Genomic DNA, 249 nt, shown 5'->3' with positions numbered 1-249 from the left:
CATTCCCCTGCTGGTAGGCGTTCTGCTGGCACAATTGGCCAATGGGCTGGTGCGCGGAGCGGCTGAAGGCGTGGGCCTGGACTACGCGGCGGGCCTGGGGCGAATCGCCCAGGGGCTGGTGATCATCATCAGTATTTCCGTCGCGATCAGCCAGTTGGAGGTCAAGACAGACCTGCTCAACCATGTGATTGTGATTGTTTTGATTACCGTTGGTCTGGCCGTTGCGCTGGCAATGGGGTTGGGAAGCCG

1 pseudogene is annotated in these 249 nt (G+C 60.2%); it reads left to right on the top strand.

The features are described 5' to 3' along the window. Nucleotides 1–249, top strand: a pseudogene (locus SB765_RS32280) (mechanosensitive ion channel family protein); the annotation flags it as partial.

It is taken from the genome of Pseudomonas sp. SIMBA_067, from assembly GCF_046534675.1.
Lineage (GTDB): Bacteria > Pseudomonadota > Gammaproteobacteria > Pseudomonadales > Pseudomonadaceae > Aquipseudomonas > Aquipseudomonas putida.
Note: the sequence above shows the minus strand (reverse complement) of the source record. Positions and strands in the feature narration are given on the sequence as shown.